Source organism: Ottowia sp. (genome assembly GCF_046348305.1).
Lineage (GTDB): Bacteria > Pseudomonadota > Gammaproteobacteria > Burkholderiales > Burkholderiaceae_C > Ottowia.
Genome location: NZ_JAXMEM010000010.1, coordinates 128,116 through 145,196, shown reverse-complemented (window position 1 = coordinate 145,196; position 17,081 = coordinate 128,116). Strand labels below are relative to the sequence as shown.

Below are 17,081 nucleotides of genomic sequence, written 5' to 3'. Positions count from 1 at the left end.
TATCGCATGGCCGCGCCAGGCAGCCCGCGCAAGGCCGATAATCGGGGGCACGCGGCTTGCGGCGCGCCAGCGCCGGCACATCAGGCCGCTTCTTCATTTTCAAGGCTGTTTTTCCTTGTGGCGCCCGTCAGGCAAGCGCGGACAGCTATCTTTTTGAGAGTTACCCATGGCCCAATACGTCTACACCATGAACCGCGTCAGCAAGATCGTGCCGCCCAAGCGGCAGATCTTGAAGGACATTTCGCTCAGCTTTTTCCCCGGCGCCAAGATCGGCGTGCTGGGCCTGAACGGCTCGGGCAAGTCGACGCTGCTGAAGATCATGGCCGGCATCGACAAAGAGATCGAAGGCGAGGCCACGCCCATGCCGGGCCTGGACATCGGCTATCTGCCGCAGGAGCCCCAGCTCAACCCCGAGCACACCGTGCGCGAGGAGGTGGAACTGGCCATGGGGGAGGTCAACGCCGCCCGCGCGCGGCTGGAAGAGATCTACGCCGCCTATGCCGAGCCCGACGCAGACTTCGACGCCTTGAGCGAGGAGCAAGGCAAGCTGGAGGCCGTGATTGCCGCCGCCGGCACCGACAGCGAGCACCAGCTGGAGATCGCCGCCGACGCGCTGCGCCTGCCGCCGTGGGATGCGCAGATCAAGAACCTGTCGGGCGGCGAAAAGCGCCGCATCGCGCTGTGCAAGCTGCTCTTGTCCAAGCCCGACATGCTGCTGCTGGACGAGCCCACCAACCACCTGGACGCCGAATCGGTGGAGTGGCTGGAAATCTTCCTGCAGCGCTTTCCCGGCACCGTGGTGGCCATCACGCACGACCGCTACTTTCTGGACAACGCCGCCGAGTGGATTCTGGAGCTGGACCGCGGCTACGGCATTCCGTGGAAGGGCAACTACAGCACCTGGCTGGAGCAAAAAGAAGCGCGCCTGCTGCAGGAAAAAAAGAGCGAAGACGCCCGCATGAAGGCGATGAAGAAAGAGCTGGAGTGGGCGCGCCAGAACCCCAAGGGCCGCCAGGCCAAGAGCAAGGCGCGTCTGGCGCGCTTCGAGGAACTGAGCGACTACGAATACCAGCAACGCAACGAGACGCAGGAAATCTTCATCCCCGTGGCCGAGCGCCTGGGCACCGAGGTGATCGAGTTCACCGGCGTCAGCAAGAGCTTCGGCGATCGCCTGCTGATCGACAACCTCAGCTTCAAGGTGCCGGCGGGCGCCATCGTCGGCATCATCGGCCCCAACGGCGCGGGCAAGTCAACCCTCTTTCGCCTGATTGCCGGCAAGGAGCAGCCCGACAGCGGCACGGTCAGCATCGGCAAGACCGTGCAACTGGCCTTCGTCGACCAGAGCCGTGACGCGCTGGCCAACGACAAGACCGTGTGGGAGGACATCTCCGGTGGCCTGGACATCATCAACGTGGGCAAGTTCCAGATGGCCAGCCGCGCGTATTGTGGGCGCTTCAACTTCAACGGACAGGACCAGCAAAAGAAGGTCGGCACCCTGTCGGGCGGCGAGCGCGGGCGCCTGCACCTGGCCAAGACGCTGATGCAGGGCGCCAACGTGCTGCTGCTGGACGAGCCCAGCAACGACCTGGACGTGGAAACCCTGCGCGCGCTGGAGGACGCCCTGCTGGAATACGCCGGCAGCGTGATGGTGATCAGCCACGACCGCTGGTTCCTGGACCGCATCTGCACCCACATCCTGGCGGCCGAGGGCGACAGCCAGTGGGTGTTCTTCGACGGCAACTACCAGGAATATGAAGCCGACAAGAAGAAGCGCCTGGGCGAGGAGGGCGCGCGGCCGCATCGGATGCGCTACAAGGGGCTCAAATAGCCCTGGGCGAGCCGGCCCAGTCGGCTTATTTCTGGCGCGATTTGCTAATGGAGACGATCAGCTGCCACAGCGGCACCGTCTCGTCGATAAAGGCCTTGTGGCCCTCGGGCGTGAGACGGCGCCCGCCAATCATGATGACGCCCTGGGCCTGCTGGTCGGCCACGAAGACCGGGTCGGCTGCGGCCTGGCGGATGGCGGTGTTCAGGCGCGCCTGCACGTCAGGGGGCAAGCCCTTGGGCCCGTAAAAACCGTGCCAGATCGAGAGCTCGAGCTCGCGCGAGAACATGCGCCGCAGCGTGACCAGGCTTGAAAACGGCGCGCCCGTCATGGGCGTGCCCGTGGTTTGGGCATAGCCCTGCACGGTTTTGGCCAGCAAAGGCGCCTTGACCGAGGGGGTCTGGTCGCACAGCACGTCCACCTTGTTTTCCTTCAGCGCCGTCAGCGCCGGCGCGCTGCCCGGAAATTCGACGCGTGTGAAGGACTTGCCGGCCAGGCTTTGCAAAAACAGCCCGCACAGATACGAGGCCGAGCCGGCCCCCGCATCGGCCAGGCGGATCTGGCTGGAGTCCGTGCGCTCCAGCCAGTCGGCGAATTCGCGGGCGGTTTTTGGCTCCAGCGTGGGGCGCCCCAGGATGACCATGGGCGACTCCAGCACCAGGCCCAGGTAGCTGAAGGCGGTGTTGGGGTCGAACGGCAGCTTGTCGCCCAGCGCGGGCAACAGGGCGATGTTGGTGTTGGTGAACAGCAGCGTGCGCCCGTCAGGCTTGGCGTTGGCCACGTCGGCCAGGCCCTGCACACCGCCGGGGCTGGGCACGTTTTTCACCGTGATGGGCGTGCCGCCCAGTGCCTGACTGAGCGGTTTGGCCAGCGCGCGCATGGTGCGGTCGGTGGGGCCGTTTTGCGAGTAGGGCACGATGACGGTGATGGGCTCGGCCGTGGGTTGCGCCGTGGCCGGCAGGGCCAGCGCCCAAGCCAGCGCGCCACACCCCAGGAGCGCCACGGCGTGCGCCAGTCCGCACGGACCTGAAAGAAACCGAGCGATGCGTTGGACTGGTGAAAAAATCATGTGTGCAATGTCAGAAAAAAGCAAACATGCGTATGATAATTACTGCAAATCGTATCCGCAGCAGGGAAAGCCCGCACGCCCAGCACCTCCCATCGCCCGCAGACGCATAGAGCCAAGAGGCCGGGGAGCAGGCCAATCCAGTGATCGCCGTGGCCGGGATTTCCCGGCCACTGGCGATGCCCCCTGCAAGGGGGTGGCGCAACATCGCGCAGCGAGTGGAGACTGGGGGTGTTTTATTTCAGGCGTTGCACGGCCTTGAGGGTTTCCTCGACGTGCTTGAGCGGGTTGCTGCCCTCGTGCGTGAACACCACCCGGCCGTCTTGGCCAATGACGTAGGAGATGCGGTTGGCCACTCCGGGCAGCAGCGAGGCGGCGTCATAGGCCTTGATGGTCTGTCCGCGCGGGTCGGAGCCGACGGCGAACTGGTCGCGGCATTCTTCGCTGGAAAAGCGCTTGAGGGTGTCGATGTCGTCGTGCGAAATGCCGATCACGCGCGCGCCCAGCGCGGCGAACTGGGGCGTCGCCTCGGCAAATGCGTTGGCCTCGATGGTGCAGCCGCGCGTGAAGGCCTTGGGAAAGAAGTACACCACCACCGGGCCTTTCTTGAGGGCCTCGGCCAGGTCAAAGGCAAAGGGTTTGCCGGCCAGCGCGGCGGTGGTCTTGAACTCGGGCGCGGCATCGCCGGGCTTGAGCGCGGCGTGCGCGCCCAAGGGCAGCCAGGCAGCGCAAGCCAAGGTCAGGGCGACCAGGCGCTTCATGGCCGATTACCCACAACTCCCCACAAACCCGCAATGCGTGCAGTAATCGCACCCATCCTTGCGAATCATCGCGTGCGCGCCGCATTCGGGGCATTTCTTGCCGGCCATGACGCCGGGGGCGGCGCTCGATGTCTCGGCGGCGGGCTCGGCGGACAGCATCTCGTCGGGCTCGAACAGCGAGGCCTGCGCCGCCTCGGCGCGGCGGGCGATGAGGTTCTCGACCGCGTAGCCGATGGCGGCCACCTCGCTGTCGTGCCAGCGCGGCACGTGGGTGCCGTCGGCCTTTTCGTAAGTGCCCAGGCGCACCGGGCCGCGGTCCCAGGTGACCTTGCGCATGTCCGACAGGGCGCGGTCCAGAAAGCCGCCGCGCGCGGCCAGGCTGAGCATGCGCATGGTGGCGGTGATCCATTGCTGCGACTCGCCGCTCTGGCCCACGGGCATGAAAAATTCGATGGCGCGCTCGATCGTGCCCTTGCCGTCGGCCGTGGGCATGGGCAAAAAGGTGACGATCAGGTACAGGCGCTGCTGGCCCTCGCTGGTCCAGTATTCGATCTTCTCGGCCACGGCGGGCAGGCCGCCGGCCGGGCGCTTTTCAATCACCGTGCGCATCGGGTCGTAGGCCGGCGCCGCCGCCGACACGGCAATGGCCGGTTCGTCCTTTTTGACCGGTGTGGTCTCCAGCACGGCGCCCAGGATGCTGTTGGGGCGGTAGGTGGCCAGGCCCTTCAGGCCCGCCTGCCAGGCCTGGCGGTACAGGTCCTTGAAGTCGTCGAAGGGGTAGTCGGCGGGGATGTTGACGGTCTTGCTGATGGAGGTGTCCACGTAGGGCTGCACCGCCTGCATCATGGCCACGTGCTCTTGCGCGCTCATCTGCAGCGCGTTGACGAAGTAGGCGGGCAGCTTGCCGGCCGTGTCGTCGGTGGTGACGCTGGCGTCTACCCATTCGCGATACAGGCGGAAGGCATGGTCTTCCACCATGTAGCTGCTGGTGCTGCCGTCGCCCTCGCGCTTGTTGCGCTTGTAGCCCCAGCTGAAGGCCGGCTCGATGCCGTTGGACGCGTTGTCGGCAAAGGCCAGGCTGACGGTGCCGGTGGGCGCGATCGACAGCAGGTGGCTGTTGCGGATGCCGTGCTGGCGGATGGCGGCCTTGATGTCGTCGGGCAGGCGGCTGGCAAAGGTGCCTTGGGCCAGGTAGCCATCGGCCTTGAACTTGGGAAAGGCCCCCTTTTCCTTGGCCAGCTCGACCGAGGCGCGGTAGGCCGCGTCGCGCATGCGCCGGCCGATCTCGGCGGCCATCTGGCGACCGTCCTCGCGGTCATAGCGCAGCTTGAGCAGCGTCAGCGTGTTGCCCAGCCCGGTGAAGCCCACGCCGATGCGGCGCTTGGCGGCGGCCTCCTCGCGCTGCTGCTGCAGCGGCCAGTAGGTGACGTCGAGCACGTTGTCCAGCGCGCGCACCTGGGTGGCCACCACCTGCTCGAAGCGCTCGAAGTCGAACGCCGCCTCGCCGCCCACGCCAAAGGGGTGGCGCACGAAGTTCGTCAGGATGATCGGGCCCAGGTCACAGCAGCCGTAGGGGGGCAGCGGCTGCTCGCCGCAAGGATTCGTGGCCTCGATCTGCTCGGTGTAGTTCAGGTTGTTGTCGCGCCCGATCTGGTCGAGAAACAGGATGCCGGGCTCGGCGAAGTCGTAGGCCGAGGTCATGATGGTGTCCCACAGCTCGCGCGCCGGCACGCTGCGGTACACCCACAGGCCGTCGGCGCGCTGGTGGCCGCCGGCGTCCTTGACCTTCGGGCCCGGCTCGGCCTTGTGCACCAGCTCCCAGTCGGTGCCGGCGGCCACGGCCTGCATGAAAGCGTCGGACACGCCGACCGAGACGTTGAAGTTGTTCCAGCGCCCGGGCGTGCGTTTGGCGGTGATGAACTCCAGCACGTCGGGGTGGTCGATGCGCAGCACGCCCATCTGCGCGCCGCGTCGGCTGCCGGCGCTCTCGACCGTCGAGCACGACTGGTCGAACACGTTCATGTAGCTGCACGGGCCGCTGGCGTAGGAGTGGGTACCCTTGACGAAGGCGCCCTTGGGGCGGATGCGCGAGAAGTCGTAGCCCACGCCGCCGCCGCGGCGCATGGTCTCGGCGGCCTCGCGCAGGGCTTCGTAGATGCCGGGGTAGCCGTCGGCGTCGCGCCCCTGGATGGCGTCGCCCACGGGCTGCACGAAGCAGTTGATCAGCGTGGCCTGGATGTCGGTGCCGGCCGCGCTCATGATGCGGCCGGCGCCGATGGCGCCGGCGTGCAAATTGCTCAGAAACCGGCTTTCCCACTCGGCGCGCAACTCGGGCTTCTCGACGCTGGCCAGGGCGCGGGCGACGCGGGCGTAGAGCTGCTCGAGGGAGTGCTCGCCCGGCTTGAAATACTTCTCCGCCAGCACGTCGGCGCTGATGGTCTGGGCAGCAAGTTGGCGCTGCGTCTGGGGCAGCGGATCTCTTTTCATGGGGTGGGCTCCTGGGGCGGCGCCGGCGGTGTCTGTGAAGCATCCGACGGCCAAAAACAGCATTCTTGCACTGTTCAAATCCGCAATTCGAAACGCCCGGGCGGCGTGGGGTCGGCCCTGCGTGCGCGGTGGCCAAAGCGCACCTGAAAACGCAGCAACCCTACGCAAAACCATGTTCTTGAACCAGGCCATGGCACTGTTGGGCGCGCTATATAAAAATGAGCCGCCTGGGTGCTTCGCGCGCCGCTCGAAAATAGTTTCTCGACTGTTGACATGAACCAACGAACTGCTTCTTCCATCCCCGTTGCGTCGGCCAAGCCGCAGCCGGCCGCGCCCACCGGCTGGCCGGTGCTGCGGCTGGGTTTTCGGCCGTTCTACCTGGGGGCGGCCTTGCTGGCCTGCCTGTCGGTGCCGCTGTGGGTGGCGGTGTTTCTGGGCCAGGTCACGCCGGCGTTTGCCCTGGAGCCCCTGCTGTGGCACGGCCATGAGATGGTGTTCGGCTTTGCGGCCGGCGTCATCATCGGCTTCCTGCTGACGGGCGTGCGCGCATGGACCGGGCTGGAGACGCCGCGCGGCCCGTTGCTGGGCGCGCTGGCACTGCTGTGGCTGGCTGCGCGCGTGGCGGCAGTGACGGGGCCGTACACACTGTTTGCGGTGCTGGACTTTGCCCTGCTGCCGCTGGTGGCCGCGCTGCTGCTGCGCATTCTGGTGCGAGCCGGCAACCGGCGCAACATCCCGCTGCTTTCGCTGCTCCTGCTCATGGCGGCCGCCAATGCGGTGTTTCATCTGAGCGTGATGGGGGTGCTCGCGGTGCCCGCGGCATCGTCGCTGTACGCCGGGCTGGCGCTGATCCTGATGGTGGTGACGGTGATGGCCGGGCGCGTGGTGCCGGTGTTTACCCGCAACGTCACGCCTGGGCTGAAGAACAGCGTGCCGCGGCCGCTGGAGTGGTGCGTGCTGGCCGCCACCGGCCTGGCGCTGGCGCTGTGGGTGTTCGGCGCGCCGGCGGGTGTCACGGGGGCGCTGTGCGCCCTGGCCGCCGTGCTGCATGCCGTGCGCCTGGCGCTGTGGAAGCCGCAGGTCACGCTGACGCGGCCTATCCTCTGGATCCTGCACGGCGCCTATGCGTGGCTGCCCGTCGGCTTTGCGCTGCTGGCCGCGGCGCAGGGCGGCTGGGTGCCGCTGTCGCTGGCGGTGCACGCCTTTGCCGTCGGCACCGTCGGCGGTTTGATCATCGGGATGATCACGCGCACGGCGCGCGGCCACACCGGGCGCCCGCTGAAGGCGTCGGGAGGCGAGGTTGTGGCCTACGCGCTGGTGCTGGTTGCGGCCATCGTGCGCGTCGGGGTGCCGGCGCTGTGGCCGTCCAGCACCGCGGCGGCACTGGCCTGGGCGGCCGGGCTGTGGGGCCTGGCGTTCCTGATCTACCTGCTGATCTACGCGCCCTGGCTGCTGCGCACGCGCCTGGATGGCAAGGATGGTTGACGTCGTGCGGCCTGTTCTGTGGTTTTGACTTGATGAAAGGAAGATGATGAGCCAGTTGATGGAAGAAATCGATGTGCGGATGATTGCGCCGCACGAGCGGCACGCCCGCTTGTTTGACCAGTTTGACGGTTTGCTGCCCGGGGAGGCCTTTGTGATCATCAACGATCACAACCCGGTGCCCTTGCGGCGGCAACTGGAGAGCCGCTCGCCCGGCGAGCTGCAGTGGCGGTATCTGCAGGATGGCCCCGATCTGTGGCGCGTGCAGATCGGCAAACAGCAGGCGGGCGGCGATGCGGGCGGGAGCTGCTGCTCGGGCGGCGCCTGCGGCGGTGGCTGATCGGGGCATCGCATCGACGCATGAAAAACGGGCTCCTGCGGGAGCCCGTTTTTGTGGGTGGATGGGCGCGCGCCCTACATGCCCAGCGCCAGCTTGGCTTCCTCGGTCATCATCGAGCGGTCCCAGGGCGGGTCGAACACGATGTTGACGGTGCACTCCTCCACGCGCGGCAGGTTCAGCACCTTGTCGTTGACCTCGTTGGCGATCACCTCGCCCATGCCGCAGCCGGGGGCCGTCAGGGTCATGTCGATCACCACGTGCAGCTTGCCTTCCTCCTCGGTGAAGGGGCGCAGCTCGCAGCGGTAGACCAGGCCCAGATCGACGATGTTGATCGGGATCTCGGGGTCGTAGCAGGTGCGCAGCGCTTCCCACACCAGGGGCTCGACATCGTCTGCTTCCACGTCACCGTGCTCGACGACCGGCGTGGGGTCCTTCTTGCCGATGGCGTCGGCGTCGCTGCCACGCAGGCGCACCAGCTGGCCTTCGACGAGGAGGGTGAACGAGGAGCCCAGCGCCTGCGTGATTTCGCACCAGGTGCCTTCTTCCAGCTCGACCGGCGTGCCGGCGGGCACCAGCTCGACCTGCACGTTGCGGCGCACCAGGACGGTTTCGCGATTGCGTCTCATGCGGCGGGCTCCGGTTCGGTGCTCGCGTTGCCGCCGTCTTGCGCGATGGCGTGCATCAGCGCATGCCAGCCCAGCAGGGCGCACTTGATGCGGCTGGGATACTGGCGCACGCCGGCCAGGCTGACGAGCTTGCCCAGGGGCGCGCCCTCGGGCTCTTCCTCGCCGGTGAGCACGGCGCGAAAGTGCTGCTGCAAGGCTTTGGCGGCGGCGACGTCGCGGCCCTTGACGGCCTCGGTCATCATCGAGGTGGAAGCCATGCAGATGGCGCAGGCATGGCCGGTGAAGCGGATGTCCTGGACTTGGTCGCCGACCAGGTTCAGCTCGACGGCGATCTGGTCGCCGCAGGACGGGTTGGTGCCTTCGGCCTGGTGCGTGGGGTGCGGCAGGTGCCCGAAGTTGCGCGGCGCGCGCTTGTGCTCGAGCACCACCTCCTGATACAGATCGTTCACGGCATCGTTCATCGTAGTTGTCCATGGCGCTGCGCGTCACCCGCAGCCGATGAAACACAAACAGCCGCAAGGCCGCGGCACAGGCCAAGCCCGCGATCGCCGTGGTCGGGGTTTCCCCGGCCACTGGCGATGCCCCCTTGAGGGGGGAGGCGGAACATCGCGCAGCGAGTGAAGACTGGGGGTGGGTGTTTCATCGCAGGACTTTCAGCGCGTGCGTCACGGCGGCGATCAGGCGATCGACTTCATCGGCGGTGTTGTAGAGGGCAAACGAGGCACGCGTGGTGGGGCCGCGGCCCAGGTGGTCGATCAGCGGCTGCGCGCAGTGGTGGCCGGTGCGCACGGCAATGCCGCGTTCGTCCAGCAGGGTGCCGATGTCGTGCGGGTGCACGTCCTGCGCGACGAAGGACACCAGGGCCGCGTCGGTGGCGTGCGGCGCCAGTACGGTGACGCCGTCGATGGCGGCCAGGCCCGCCACGGCCTGCGCACGCAAGGCATGCACATGCTGGTCGATGGCGGCGAGGCCGACCTGGTCGATGAACCGCGCAGCGGCGGCCAGGCCGACCGCGCCGCCGACATTGGGCGTGCCGCCTTCCAGGCGCGCGGGCAGGGCGGCCCAGGCGGCGCTGTCGTACTTGACCCATTCGACCATGTCGCCGCCCAGGCGCAGCGGGTGCAGGCGCTCCAGCGCCGCGCGGCGCCCGGCCAGCACGCCGGTGCCCATGGGGCCGTACATCTTGTGGCCCGAGAAGGCCATGAAGTCGCAGGCCAGTCTGGAAAGATCGGGCACCGCATGGCTGGCGGCCTGCGCGGCGTCGAGCACGGTGAGTGCGCCGGCCGCGGACGCCAGCGCAAGCATCTCTTCGTAGGCCGGGCGCTCGCCCGTGGCGTTGGCGCCGGCCGTGACGGCGAAGACGCGGGTGCGCTCGCTCAGCAGGCGCTGCAGGTCGGCCACGTGCAGGCGGCCTTCGCTGTCGGGGCGCAGCACGATCAGCTTGGCGCCGGTGGCCTGCGCGGCGTGCTGCCAGGGGATCAGGTTGGCGTGGTGCTCCAGGCCGCTGACGATGATCTCGTCGCCGGGGCGCAGCCAGGCCTTGCCCGCCCCGCCCAGCCACAGGCCCTGGGCGATCATGTTGAGTGCCTCGGTGGTGCCCGAGGTGAACACCAGCTCGTGATCCTTGCCCGCGCCGATGAAGCGCGCCAGCACGGCGCGCGCGGCCTCGAAGTCGTCGGTGGCGCGCTGGCTCAGCGTGTGCACGCCGCGATGGATGTTGGCGCGGTCGTGCGCCTCGAAGGCGCGCATGGCGTCCAGCACCGCCACCGGCATGTGCGTGGTCGCGGCGTTGTCCAGATAGGCCAGCGCGTGGCCGTGGATGCTTTGTTCGAGCACCGGAAACTGCGTGCGCAGCGCGGCCACGTCCAGGGCGCGGGCCGGCGTGGCCGTGGGGGTATGGATGTCAACCATGGGTGGGCTCCTGGGCGGCAAGGGTCAGGTGGCCGGCAATGGTCTGGGTCAGCCAGCCGCCGTCCAGCCAGGGCGTGAGCACGTCGGGGCCGTCCGAGCCGTCCAGGCAACGCTCCAGCAGGGCGCGGGCCATGCCCTCGATGATCAGGGCGCGCGCGGCGGTGTCGTCCAGGCCACGCTGGCGGGCGTAGAACAGGGCGTCCTCGGGCAGGCGGCCCCAGGTGGCGCCGTGCACGGCCTGCACCTGGTCGTGCAGGATTTCGAGGTGCGGGCGCAGCACCATGCGCGGCTCGCCGTCCAGCGCGATGCCCGACAGCCGCTGGTGCACCGAGGCGTCGTCGCTGCCGGCGCCGATGCGGGTGTAGGCATTGGCCACCGTGCGGGCGCTGGCGTTGCCCAGGGCCAGCACCTCGACCTGGCTGCGGGTGCGCGCCGCGTCCAGGCGGCTGAAGACCTGCTGGTCCAGCGTGTGCGCGCCGGTCAGCAGCAGTCCGGCGCTGCGCGCTTGCGCCCCGGCGCCCTGCAGTTGCACCTGGGTGCGCTGCAGGTGATAGCTGCTGCCGGTGGCGGCCAGCGCCTGGGCGTAATGGGCGTCCTGCGCCAGCGTGGCATGCACGAAATGGGCGATGCGGTCCCGCTCGCCGGGCGCCACCACGCGCAGGTGCTGCAAGCGCGCGCCGCGCGCCAGCCGCACATGGGCGTGCAGGTTCTGGGCCAGGCCGACGTCGCACTGCGCGGGCTCGCGCTCATGCGTCTCGATCAGCACGCAGCGCACGCCCTCATGAAGCTCCAGCACCAGCAGGGGCGCCTCGACGGCGGCGCGCGGCTGATGGCGCAGGTGCAGCCATACGGGAGCCTGCTCGTTCGCGGACTTGCCGGGCACGGCGGAGACCCGCACACGCAGGCCCTGGCGGCACAGCGCGCGATGGGCCCAGGCAAAGGGCGCGGCGTCGCCCTCGCCGGGCGCGGGCAAATCGGCAAACAGCTCGGCGCGCTGCGCGGGCTCCAGCGCGTCGAGCCAGCGTGCATGAACGCCGGTGGCGGGCGCGTTGCCCACGGGGTTCAGCGTCCAGCCGGTGCCGGACAGGACCGGGGCGCCGCAGTGGGCGTCGGGGCTGGCGCCTTCCAGCCATTGCGCCAGCGCGGGCGGGGGCAGGTGGCGAAACGCCTCGCTGCGGCGAGACACCCAGCCATGGGCTTGCAGATGGCTTTCGGCCGCCAGAATGTCGGCGCGTGCGCTGTCCATGTTCAGGCCTCCACGGCGGCGCGGGCAAAGCCGGTGCGCGCGATGCCGCGGGCCAGCTCCACGCTGCCGGTTTCGGCAATGCAGCCCTGATCCAGGCGCAGCACGGCGTCGGGCTGCAGCTGCTCGATCATCTGCAGATAGTGCGAGATGACGATGAAGGCCGTGCCCTTGGCGCGCAGGCGCGCGACCAGCTCGACCACGGCGCGCACGCCGTCCACGTCCATGCCCGAGTCGATCTCGTCGAGCAGCGCCAGGCGCGGCTGCAGCAGCGACAGTTGCAAGAGCTCGTTGCGCTTGCGCTCGCCGCCCGAAAAGCCTTCGTTGACCGGGCGGCCCAGCATGGCTTCGCCCAGCCCCAGGGCGCGGGCCTCCTGCTTGGCGCTGGACAGGAAGTCGAAGGCGTCCTGCGGCTCCAGTCCGCGCGCCTCGCGCACCGCGTTGAGTGCGGTGCGAATGAACAGGTTGTTCTTGACGCCCGGCACGTCGGGGGGCGACTGGAAGGACACGAACAGCCCGGCGCGCGCGCGCTCGTGCGCCGGCAGGCCCAAGAGATCCACATCGCCCAAGCGGGCGCTGCCGGCCACGACCCGGTAGTTGGGATGGCCGGCCAGCGCCATGCCCAGCGTGCTCTTGCCGCTGCCGTTGGCGCCCATCAGCACCATCAGCGAGCCGGCGGGCACGTCCAGCGAGACCGAGCGCAGCACGGTGCGCTCGCCCACGTCAACGCGCAGGTCACGCACTTGCAGCAGGGGAGAAGATGAGGTCATGTGGGAAAAATCCTATTGTTTTGATAGCTGCTTGCGCTTGATACACGGGCGCAACAGCCGTTTTTGCTTGAAAATCAGCCGACGGCACCTTCCAGCGACACCGCCAGCAGCGCCTTGGCCTCCAGCGCAAATTCCATCGGCAGCTCCTCGATCACGGCCTGGCAGAAGCCGCCCACGATCAGGCCCGTGGCCTCCTGCGCGTCGATGCCGCGCTGCTGGCAGTAGAACAGGCGCTCTTCGGAGATGCGGGTGGTGGTGGCCTCGTGCTCGACCACGGCGTCGCTGCGCGCCACGTCGATGTAGGGAAAGGTGTGCGCGCCGCAGTCGGGGCCGATCAAGAGCGAATCGCACTGCGTGTGGTTGCGCGCACCGGCGGCGCCGGCGTTGATGCGCACCTGGCCGCGGTAGCTGTTTTGCGCATTGCCGGCGCTGATGCCCTTGGAGACGATGCGGCTCGAGGTGTTCTTGCCGATGTGCAGCATCTTGGTGCCGGTGTCGGCCTGCTGGAAGTGGTTGGACACGGCAATCGAGTGGAACTCGCCATTCGAGTCATCGCCGCGCAGCACCACGCTGGGGTACTTCCAGGTGATGGCCGAGCCGGTCTCGATCTGCGTCCACGCGATGCGCGAGCGCTTGCCCGCGGCCAGCGCGCGCTTGGTCACGAAGTTGTAGATGCCGCCCACGCCGTTCTCGTCGCCGGGATACCAGTTCTGCACCGTCGAATACTTGATGAAGGCGTCGTCGTGCGCGATCAATTCGACCACGGCGGCGTGCAGCTGGTTCTCGTCGCGCTGCGGCGCGGTGCAGCCCTCCAGATAGCTGACCTGGCTGCCTTCTTCGGCAATGATCAGGGTGCGCTCGAACTGGCCGGTGTTTTGCGCGTTGATGCGGAAGTACGACGACAGCTCCATCGGGCACTTGACGCCCTTGGGGATGTAGACGAAGGAGCCGTCGGAGAACACCGCCGAATTGAGCGCGGCGTAGAAGTTGTCGCCCTGCGGCACCACCGTGCCCAGGTATTTCTCGACCAGCTCGGGGTGGTTCTGCACCGCGTGCGAGAAGCTGCAGAAGATCACGCCCACGTCGGCCAGCTGCTTGCGAAAGGTGGTGCCCACGGACACCGAGTCGAACACCGCGTCCACCGCCACGCCCGCCAGCCGGGCGCGCTCGTGCAGCGGCACGCCCAGCTTTTCATATGTCTCCAGCAGCTTGGGATCGACCTCGTCCAGGCTCTTGGGCTTGTCCTTCATGGACTTGGGCGCCGAGTAGTACGACAGCGCCTGAAAGTCGATTGGCGCGATCTTCAGATGGGCCCAGTTGGGCAGCTCCATGGCCTGCCAGCGCTTGAACGCCGCCAGGCGCCAGTTCAGCAGGAACTCGGGCTCCTTCTTCCTGAGCGAAATCGCGCGGATGGTGTCTTCGTCGAGCCCCGGGGGCAGCGAATCGGACTCGATGTCGGTGACAAAGCCGTGCTGGTAGCTGCGCTGCAGCGCCTGCGTCAGGGCGGCGTCCTGCGGCTTGTCCTCGCTGGCGACGGGCGCGCCGGGAGCGTCGGGGAGGGCAGACATGGGCGTGGGAGGCGTGGGATTTAAATATGTAGATTTTATGCAACTTTATAGGCGCTTGCACGTGGGGCGAGGTGTCAGCACTGGCTCTGCGGGCATTGGTGCGCCGAAGCCATGAAAGCGCACCGACCCGGAGCGTCGTGCGCCCGTCACGCGCAGTAAAATGGTCGGTTGCATCTGACTTTCACAGCCTCTGGACAGACACCATGAACCGCTGCTCGAAACCCGCCGCAGCCTGGCGCGCACTGGCGCTGGGCGCAGCCCTTGCCGGCGCCGGCCTGCTGGCCACGGCGCCCGCCCAAGCGCAAATGGTGCGCCCCTTCCCGGCCAAGGCCGAGCGCGGCGCCATCACCTTCGACGCGCCGCCGCAAGTCACGCTCAACGGCAAGGCCGAACGCCTGGGTCCCGGCGTGCGGGTGCGCGACGTGCACAACCGCGTGGCGCTGTCGGGCAGCTTGCGCGGCCAGACTTTCACGGTGAACTACCTGCGTGACCCGGCCGGCGTGATCCGCGAAATCTGGATCCTCAGTCCCGCCGAGATCGAGCGCGACGCGCGCGGCGGCGTCAGCGGCCAGGCGCGCCCGGCGCCGGCCTCGGGCTACCTCAACTGAGAAGCCCGCGCGGCCGCCGCGCCCGCGCTTCCCGGGTGTTGCCGGCCGGCCTCACGCCGGCCTTTGCCTTTGTCGATGGACCACCGCCATGCCCCGCAAACTTTTCATCAAAACCTTCGGCTGCCAGATGAACGAATACGACTCGGCCAAGATGGCCGACGTGCTGGCCGCCGCCGAGGGCTACGAGGCCACCGACGACCCCGAGGCGGCCGATCTGATCCTGTTTAACACCTGCTCGGTGCGCGAGAAGGCGCAGGAGAAGGTGTTTTCCGACCTGGGCCGCGTCAAGCACCTGAAGGACAAGGGCGTGCTGATCGGCGTGGGCGGCTGCGTGGCCAGCCAGGAGGGCGAGGAAATCATCCAGCGCGCGCCCTATGTGGACGTGGTGTTCGGCCCGCAGACGCTGCATCGCCTGCCCGAGCTGCTGGCCGAGCGCCGGCGCACGCACGCGCCGCAGGTGGACGTGAGTTTTCCCGAGATCGAGAAGTTCGACAACTTGCCGCCCGCGCGCGTGGAGGGCGTGACGGCCTTTGTCTCGATCATGGAAGGGTGCTCCAAATACTGTAGCTACTGCGTGGTGCCCTACACGCGCGGCGAGGAGTTCAGCCGCCCCTTCGAGGACGTGCTGACCGAGCTGTCCGACCTGGCCGACCAGGGCGTCAAGGAGGTCACGCTGCTGGGGCAAAACGTGAACGCCTATCGGGGGCCGATGGGTGAATCGGGCGAGATCGCCGACTTTGCCACGTTGCTCGAGTACGTGGCCGAAATCCCCGGCATCGAGCGCATCCGCTACACCACCAGCCACCCCAAGGAGTTCACCCAGCGCCTGATCGACGCGCACGGCAAGCTGCCCAAGCTGGCCGGCCACCTGCACCTGCCGGTGCAGCACGGCAGCGACCGCATCCTGGGCATGATGAAGCGCGGCTACACCGCGCTGGAGTACAAGAGCATCATCCGCCGCCTGCGCGCGGTGCGCCCGGACATCAGCCTGTCCAGCGACTTCATCGTCGGTTTCCCGACCGAAACCGAGGACGACTTCGACAAGCTGATGCAATTGATCGAGGACGTGGGCTTCGACGCCAGCTTCAGCTTCATCTACAGCCCGCGGCCCGGCACGCCCGCGGCCAACCTGCGCGACAGCACGCCCCACGACGTCAAGCTGCGCCGCCTGCAGCACCTGCAGGCAGTGGTGGAGCAAAACGTGCGCGCCATCAGCGCCAGCCGGGTGGGCAGCGTGCAGCGCATCCTGGTCGAAGGCCCCTCGCGCAAGAACCCGCAGGAGATGATGGGCCGAACCGAGTGCAACCGGGTCGTCAACTTCGACGGCGGTCCCCAGGGCGCACGTCTGGCGGGCCGCATGATCGAGGTGGACATCACCGAGGCCCTGTCGCACACGCTGCGGGGACGATTGAAATGACACCCCCAGTCTCCACTCGCTGCGCGATGTTCCGCCTTCCCCCAAGGGGGCGCCGCCCGTGGCCGGGGAGACCCCAGCCACGGCGATCGCTGGCCTGGCCTGCTCCGCGGCCGTTTGGTTCGCTGGGCTTCATGCTCTACGGTTTGTGCCAACTGCCTGTTCGTTTGACGTTTCCTGCTCACTGCCTGCCATCATGCCCAGCCATCCCGATCGCTGCCTGAACCTGGCCGGCGCCAGCAATTTCCGTGACCTGGGCGGCTACCGCACGGTCGACGGCCAGCAGGTGCGCTGGCGCACGCTGTTTCGATCGGACCATCTGGCGGGGCTGACCCCGCAAGACGCGCAGGTGTTCAATGGGCTGGGCGTCAAGCGCACGTTTGACTTTCGCGGCGTTGGCGAGCGTGCCAGCGCCGCCTACCGATTCGCCGGCGTGCAGCAGCACCCCTTGCCCATCGAGCCGACCGTGGTGCAGGGCATGCAGGGCATCCTGGCCGCCGGCGAGGCGCTGACGGCCGAACGCACCGCCGAGCTGATGTGCCTGACCTACCGCAATTTCGTGCTGCACAACGCGCCGCGTTTTGCCGAGATGTTCGGGCACCTGCTGCGCAGTGACGAACCGCTGGTGTTTCACTGCACTGCCGGCAAGGACCGCACCGGTTTCGCCGCGGCGCTGATCCTGGAGGCCCTGGGCGTACCGCGCGCCACCGTGATGCGCGACTACTTGCTCACCAACGAGTTCTACCGCATGCCGGCAGCGCGCGATTCACGGCTGTCGCCCGAGGTGCTTCAGGTGCTCTGGCGCGTGCAGGCGGGGTTTCTGGAGGCCGCCTATCAGGCGGTGGACGAGGACTTCGGCGGCATGGATGCCTACCTGGCCGGGCAGTTGGACGTGGGCCCGCAGGCACGCGAGCATCTGCGGCGCGTGTACCTCCAGGCGACACCGGGCTGATGCGGGGGCGAGGCCGCGCGCGCCGCGC

The 17,081-nt window shown here is 68.1% G+C and carries 15 protein-coding genes; 6 read left to right on the top strand and 9 right to left on the bottom strand.

All coding sequences use genetic code 11. The annotated features are described in order from the left end of the window. The first annotated feature begins 166 nt into the window (after window positions 1-166). Window positions 167-1,828, top strand: a complete 1,662-nt coding sequence (gene ettA / locus U1F38_RS13545; protein ID WP_409987598.1) for an energy-dependent translational throttle protein EttA — start codon at window positions 167-169, stop codon at window positions 1,826-1,828. 25 nt (window positions 1,829-1,853) lie between these two features. Here ettA and U1F38_RS13540 read toward each other — a convergent pair whose 3' ends face one another. The 3 genes from U1F38_RS13540 to U1F38_RS13530 form a co-directional block, all read right to left on the bottom strand. Then, window positions 1,854-2,828 carry a tripartite tricarboxylate transporter substrate-binding protein gene (locus tag U1F38_RS13540; RefSeq protein ID WP_409987597.1) on the bottom strand — a complete coding sequence of 325 codons (975 nt, stop codon included), beginning with the start codon at window positions 2,826-2,828 and terminating at the stop codon, window positions 1,854-1,856. 299 nt (window positions 2,829-3,127) lie between these two features. After that, window positions 3,128-3,652, bottom strand: coding sequence for a peroxiredoxin (locus U1F38_RS13535; RefSeq protein WP_409987596.1), 525 nt, complete (start codon window positions 3,650-3,652; stop codon window positions 3,128-3,130). Window positions 3,653-3,658: 6 nt separating this feature from the next. After that, a complete protein-coding gene (locus U1F38_RS13530; protein ID WP_409987595.1) occupies window positions 3,659-6,139 on the bottom strand; it encodes an adenosylcobalamin-dependent ribonucleoside-diphosphate reductase in 2,481 nt (826 codons plus the stop codon). Window positions 6,140-6,412: 273 nt separating this feature from the next. Between U1F38_RS13530 and U1F38_RS13525 the strand changes: the two genes are divergently transcribed. Then, a complete protein-coding gene (locus tag U1F38_RS13525) occupies window positions 6,413-7,624 on the top strand; it encodes an NnrS family protein (RefSeq protein WP_409987594.1) in 1,212 nt (403 codons plus the stop codon). A 43-nt stretch (window positions 7,625-7,667) separates the two neighbouring features. Further along, window positions 7,668-7,961: a DUF2249 domain-containing protein gene (locus U1F38_RS13520; protein ID WP_409987593.1), complete on the top strand. Its 294-nt coding sequence runs from the start codon at window positions 7,668-7,670 to the stop codon at window positions 7,959-7,961. 74 nt (window positions 7,962-8,035) lie between these two features. On the opposite strand, the gene sufT is transcribed toward U1F38_RS13520, so the two are convergent. The 6 genes from sufT to sufB form a co-directional block, all read right to left on the bottom strand. Further along, the gene (gene sufT / locus U1F38_RS13515) at window positions 8,036-8,587 is read right to left on the bottom strand and encodes a putative Fe-S cluster assembly protein SufT (protein WP_409987592.1); all 552 of its coding nucleotides are present in this window, start codon (window positions 8,585-8,587) and stop codon (window positions 8,036-8,038) included. Beyond that, window positions 8,584-9,048: a Fe-S cluster assembly sulfur transfer protein SufU gene (sufU, locus tag U1F38_RS13510; protein ID WP_409987591.1), complete on the bottom strand. Its 465-nt coding sequence runs from the start codon at window positions 9,046-9,048 to the stop codon at window positions 8,584-8,586. The genes sufT and sufU overlap by 4 nt, the downstream gene beginning before the upstream one ends. Before the next feature lie 178 nt (window positions 9,049-9,226). Continuing rightward, entirely contained in the window at window positions 9,227-10,498 is a 1,272-nt protein-coding gene (locus tag U1F38_RS13505; protein WP_409987590.1) for an aminotransferase class V-fold PLP-dependent enzyme, read from the bottom strand. Then, window positions 10,491-11,744, bottom strand: coding sequence for a SufD family Fe-S cluster assembly protein (locus U1F38_RS13500; protein ID WP_409987589.1), 1,254 nt, complete (start codon window positions 11,742-11,744; stop codon window positions 10,491-10,493). Before U1F38_RS13500 ends, U1F38_RS13505 begins: the two co-directional genes overlap by 8 nt. A 2-nt stretch (window positions 11,745-11,746) precedes the next feature. Beyond that, on the bottom strand, window positions 11,747-12,511 hold the full coding sequence (sufC, locus tag U1F38_RS13495) for a Fe-S cluster assembly ATPase SufC (RefSeq protein ID WP_409987588.1): 765 nt from the start codon (window positions 12,509-12,511) through the stop codon (window positions 11,747-11,749). A gap of 74 nt (window positions 12,512-12,585) precedes the next feature. Further along, window positions 12,586-14,079: a Fe-S cluster assembly protein SufB gene (sufB, locus tag U1F38_RS13490; protein ID WP_409987587.1), complete on the bottom strand. Its 1,494-nt coding sequence runs from the start codon at window positions 14,077-14,079 to the stop codon at window positions 12,586-12,588. Between the two features lie 203 nt (window positions 14,080-14,282). Here sufB and U1F38_RS13485 point away from each other — a divergent pair, with 203 nt between their 5' ends. The 3 genes from U1F38_RS13485 to U1F38_RS13475 all read left to right on the top strand — a co-directional run bounded on the left by U1F38_RS13485 (window position 14,283) and on the right by U1F38_RS13475 (window position 17,053). After that, window positions 14,283-14,687: a hypothetical protein gene (locus U1F38_RS13485; RefSeq protein ID WP_409987586.1), complete on the top strand. Its 405-nt coding sequence runs from the start codon at window positions 14,283-14,285 to the stop codon at window positions 14,685-14,687. Window positions 14,688-14,775: 88 nt separating this feature from the next. Next, a complete protein-coding gene (gene miaB, locus U1F38_RS13480) occupies window positions 14,776-16,104 on the top strand; it encodes a tRNA (N6-isopentenyl adenosine(37)-C2)-methylthiotransferase MiaB (RefSeq protein WP_409987585.1) in 1,329 nt (442 codons plus the stop codon). Between the two features lie 193 nt (window positions 16,105-16,297). Next, window positions 16,298-17,053 (top strand): tyrosine-protein phosphatase, encoded by a 756-nt coding sequence (locus tag U1F38_RS13475; protein ID WP_409987584.1) that lies wholly within the window; start codon window positions 16,298-16,300, stop codon window positions 17,051-17,053. Window positions 17,054-17,081: the final 28 nt, after the last annotated feature.

Coding starts and splice junctions, on each gene's coding strand:
- ettA (WP_409987598.1), top strand. CDS start 167: ATGGCCCAATACGTCTACACCATGAACCGCGTCAGCAAGATCGTGCCG.
- U1F38_RS13535 (WP_409987596.1), bottom strand. CDS start 3,652: ATGAAGCGCCTGGTCGCCCTGACCTTGGCTTGCGCTGCCTGGCTGCCC.
- U1F38_RS13530 (WP_409987595.1), bottom strand. CDS start 6,139: ATGAAAAGAGATCCGCTGCCCCAGACGCAGCGCCAACTTGCTGCCCAG.
- U1F38_RS13525 (WP_409987594.1), top strand. CDS start 6,413: ATGAACCAACGAACTGCTTCTTCCATCCCCGTTGCGTCGGCCAAGCCG.
- U1F38_RS13520 (WP_409987593.1), top strand. CDS start 7,668: ATGATGAGCCAGTTGATGGAAGAAATCGATGTGCGGATGATTGCGCCG.
- sufT (WP_409987592.1), bottom strand. CDS start 8,587: ATGAGACGCAATCGCGAAACCGTCCTGGTGCGCCGCAACGTGCAGGTC.
- sufU (WP_409987591.1), bottom strand. CDS start 9,048: ATGAACGATGCCGTGAACGATCTGTATCAGGAGGTGGTGCTCGAGCAC.
- U1F38_RS13505 (WP_409987590.1), bottom strand. CDS start 10,498: ATGGTTGACATCCATACCCCCACGGCCACGCCGGCCCGCGCCCTGGAC.
- U1F38_RS13500 (WP_409987589.1), bottom strand. CDS start 11,744: ATGGACAGCGCACGCGCCGACATTCTGGCGGCCGAAAGCCATCTGCAA.
- sufC (WP_409987588.1), bottom strand. CDS start 12,511: ATGACCTCATCTTCTCCCCTGCTGCAAGTGCGTGACCTGCGCGTTGAC.
- sufB (WP_409987587.1), bottom strand. CDS start 14,079: ATGTCTGCCCTCCCCGACGCTCCCGGCGCGCCCGTCGCCAGCGAGGAC.
- U1F38_RS13485 (WP_409987586.1), top strand. CDS start 14,283: ATGAACCGCTGCTCGAAACCCGCCGCAGCCTGGCGCGCACTGGCGCTG.
- miaB (WP_409987585.1), top strand. CDS start 14,776: ATGCCCCGCAAACTTTTCATCAAAACCTTCGGCTGCCAGATGAACGAA.
- U1F38_RS13475 (WP_409987584.1), top strand. CDS start 16,298: ATGCCCAGCCATCCCGATCGCTGCCTGAACCTGGCCGGCGCCAGCAAT.